Below are 3,822 nucleotides of genomic sequence, written 5' to 3' on the forward strand. Positions count from 1 at the left end.
TAATTGGCCACTTTAATGATGTTAAGCTCGCATTTAACTTTATTTTTCAACCAGCCTTCACCATTCAACATCAAGGCATATTCTGCAACGGTTAAGCCATGTACGATAGGAATAGCCTGCATCCCAATTCCAGAAACCAATTTTGGATCTAAGATAGGGCCATCTATGTAAAAGCCATTAGGGTTTGGGCGATCTAAAATCACAAGTTGCTTTTTGTTCTCGGCACAAGCCTCCATAACCCTTTGCAAAGTATTGATATATGTATAAAAACGCACACCTACATCTTGTATGTCGAATACCATGATGTCTACATCAGCAAGGTCTGCTGCGGTAGGGGTGTGGTGTGCACCATATAAAGACACCGCTTTGATGCCTGTTTTAGCGTCTACATCATCAGCAACATGAATTCCTGCACTGGCATTGCCTCTAAAGCCATGCTCAGGGCCAAATATCTTTACAATGTTGACACCTAATTTTAACAAGCTGTCTACTGCGGTTTGGTTGCCGATAATAGAGGTTGGATTAACCACCATGCCCACTCTTTTCCCTTTCAAAATAGGCAGGTATTTATCTGTTTGTTCAGCACCGGTTAACATCTTTGTGTCTTTTGGTGGATCAATGTTTTCTGCTTTAATGGTGTAAGGGTTAGGAACACCAGCTTGCAGGGGAAAGGGCTTTTTAGTGCCACATGCCTGTAAGGTCAGGGCCGTAAAAGTAAGGTTGACGAATAGGGATAGGGTTGAATTCATTGCGTTTCTTTTTTAATTTATATGCTTAATCCAATCAAATAATGCATTTTTGCTAAGGTACAATTTATTGCAAAAGATTTGAATATAGAATACTTCATCGCCAAAAAGATATCTGTTAAAGCAGAACGAACGTTTTCAAAACTCATCGTGCGCATTGCTATTGCAGGTGTAATGCTCAGTCTTGCCGTTATGATGCTTTCTATTGCCATCATTAAGGGCTTTAAAACTGAAATTCAGGATAAGGTAAGAGGCTTTGTTGGGGATGTGAGGGTTTTTAAAATGGACCTTAACAATTCTTTTGAGCTTGCCCCATTTGTACCCACAGACAGCACCCTTAAAATGCTGAAAGAAAACCCACAGATAGCATATTTCCAGCCTTACTCCACTAAACCCGCCATCATTTCAGCAAATGAGGAGGTGGAAGGCATCAATTTTAAAGGGATTGATGAAACGTATAACTGGACCTATATCAATAAACACCTCACCAGTGGTCGGGTGATAGATTTTAGCGATAGCACCAAAGCCTCGCAGCAAATTTTGGTATCGCAATTAACGGCCGATAGGCTAAAGCTCAAAGTGGGTGATGATTTTATCATGCATTTTGTACAGGATCCACCCCGCAGGCGGAAATTTAAGATTGTGGGGATCTATGATATCGGTGTAGAAGAAATCGATAAGAGTTTTGTCATTGGCCATATCAACATCATCCGCAGGTTAAACAATTGGAAACCCAATGAAATTGGTGGAATTGAAATAGGCATTAAAGATTTCACCAAGCTCAACGAGGTTTCGAATGGTATTTATGAAAATCTTGATATTACCCTCAAATCAGAATCGGTAAGGGCTTATTTTCCTAATATCTTTACCTGGCTTTCTTTGCTGGATGTAAACACCAAAGTTTTGTTGATTTTAATGATGATTGTAGGGGTGATCAATATGATTACTGCACTGCTGATCATGATTTTAGAACGCACCAATATGATTGGGATGTTAAAAGCGTTTGGCATGAGTGATTCCAGCATCATTAAGATTTTCCTTTACAATGCAGCTTATCTGGTTGGTATAGGTTTGTTTTTAGGCAATGTGCTTGGCCTGGGCTTAGGGCTTCTACAAAAATACACCCATGTTTTTCATTTAGACAAAAGCTCATATTACCTCAATTATGTGCCCATAGAACTCCATTTTATGGATGTCTTTCTGCTAAACATCGTTACTTTGGTCATTTGTTTAACGGTATTGATCTTGCCTTCCTTACTGGTGAGTAAAATATCACCCTTAAAAGCGATTCGTTTTAAATAAGCTAGGGTTCTAGTGCCACCAACCTGTCTTTCAAAATGGTGTTAATGGAAGTTTTAGGTTCTGTCATCAGAAATATGCAGGTGCCATATTCCCTGGCATAAGGGTTTTCAATCTTGCCTTTCAAGACGATGTTTTTGAATAAGGTTTTGTCGCCACGGTTTTCCAGATCTTCATTATGAGCCGTCTTTACGGAAATGACATTTTTGATCTCCTGCTTTAAATTAAACCAATACTTATAATCTGCGTTAAAAGAAACCGCGGCGATCTCTTTATGTTGCGAATAATAGTTGATGGCACCCGCCAGGCCATAATTATCACAAATAATCAGCGTATGTTTCTTATCTTTAAGCTGGGCATAAGCCATGTCAACCTTTTGTGCCAGTTCTTTCCAACCCAGCATATCGGCAAAATCCTGCGGCAGCTGGTGGTCTTTGCCATCCTCCCATCGCAGCATCCCTAATTTCTGATACATCGCCTTCTTCTTCACCATTTCGGCTGGTGGAAAGATAGGGAAGACAATTTTTATTGCCGGGATAAACAGGAGGAGGGGAATTAAAATGGCCACCGGTTTTAAATAAATCCTCCAGCTGTGGTTAAGTAAATGATCGAGATATACTGCTCCAAAAGCAATTAAAATCGGATATAAGCCGATGGCATAATAACCCTTGGCTCTGAAATAAAGAAACAGGCTTAAGGTAATTACAGTAGAAAGGGGGATAAACCTGAACTTTTTAAAGGGCGGGTAAAAGATAAAGGCATAAGCAGCGGCAATAAAGATAAAAAGACTGCCAATAAAAAATAACAGCTGTTCGCGCATAAAATCCCATCGGTTAACATTGAGCAGTTGCGTGTTCCTTAATTCTTCCATGTGTTTGAAGACTATAAAATCATGCTGGTATTGCCAATAAAGATTAGGCGCAATCAACACCAGGGCAATGCCCATTGCCAGGTAAATGTTTTTGTTTAGAAACCATTGCCGGTGTTCGGTCATTAATAGAGCAGGCAATAAGGCAACAGCCAGAAAGGCGATGCTGTACTTATTAAGAAAGCCGAGGGCAAATACCACTGCCAAAGCCCAGAGCCATTTGCGGTTTTCAGTATTTACATATTTAATTAGGGTATAATAGAGCAAGGTCCAGCAAAGGATGTCGAGAGAGTTGGGCTGAAACAAAGTGTTGATTCTAAAGATGATGGAAAAAACAACTGCAGTAGCGCCAAGTATAAGAGCAAATAGGCCACCCTTCAACTCTTCAATAGTCTTCCAAACGACCACCAGGGTTAATACACCAAAGAGGGCTGGGAAGAATTTAACCCAAAAAAGGGAGTTGCCCAATAATAAAATGAGGTAGGCGATCCAGGAGGTTACTGGTGGCACGGAAGTATAACCCCAGGCCAAGTGATTGGCTAAATCCAGGTGCAGGTATTCATCTCTTTGCAAATCAAATACAGGATGAATAAGGAACAGTTGTATCCCGAATTTGAGCAGGATAAACACCCACAGGAGAAGCGATTTCTTTGACATGAGTTGAGCAATTTAAATTCCGTTGTAGCGTAGCTTTGTTCAAAAGCCGAATCTAATTTAGTTTTATTTTAGCAAGGTTATTTAAGGAGTTTCAAGAAAGAGGGTAAACAAAACCTCAGCCCCCTATTTTTTCAAAACACGTATGTTCCTCTACATATTAAGTATTAATCTCTCAAAACATTTTATTTATTAACTAAGTTATAATAGGGTATTTGAATTAAAACCCTATTCTATGTTAGCAATGAATTATCG

General features: G+C 39.6%; 3 protein-coding genes. 1 reads left to right on the forward strand and 2 read right to left on the reverse strand.

Annotated elements, in window-relative coordinates:
* Nucleotides 1-749: exo-beta-N-acetylmuramidase NamZ family protein (locus tag ACR2F7_RS14680; protein ID WP_432714297.1), on the reverse strand; the 749-nt coding region annotated here is incomplete at its 3' end.
* Between the two features lie 78 nt (nucleotides 750-827).
* Here ACR2F7_RS14680 and ACR2F7_RS14685 point away from each other — a divergent pair.
* On the forward strand, nucleotides 828-2,048 hold the full coding sequence (locus ACR2F7_RS14685; RefSeq protein ID WP_432714298.1) for an ABC transporter permease: 1,221 nt from the start codon (nucleotides 828-830) through the stop codon (nucleotides 2,046-2,048).
* Nucleotide 2,049: 1 nt separating this feature from the next.
* On the opposite strand, the gene ACR2F7_RS14690 is transcribed toward ACR2F7_RS14685, so the two are convergent.
* Nucleotides 2,050-3,570, reverse strand: coding sequence for a glycosyltransferase family 39 protein (locus tag ACR2F7_RS14690; protein WP_432714299.1), 1,521 nt, complete (start codon nucleotides 3,568-3,570; stop codon nucleotides 2,050-2,052).
* Between the last annotated feature and the right edge of the window lie 252 nt (nucleotides 3,571-3,822).

The sequence above is a fragment of the Pedobacter sp. genome (assembly GCF_045628745.1).
Lineage (GTDB): Bacteria > Bacteroidota > Bacteroidia > Sphingobacteriales > Sphingobacteriaceae > Pedobacter.

Excerpts from the sequence above, each read along its gene's own strand:
- ACR2F7_RS14690 (WP_432714299.1), bottom strand. The coding sequence starts at position 3,570 with ATGTCAAAGAAATCGCTTCTCCTGTGGGTGTTTATCCTGCTCAAATTC.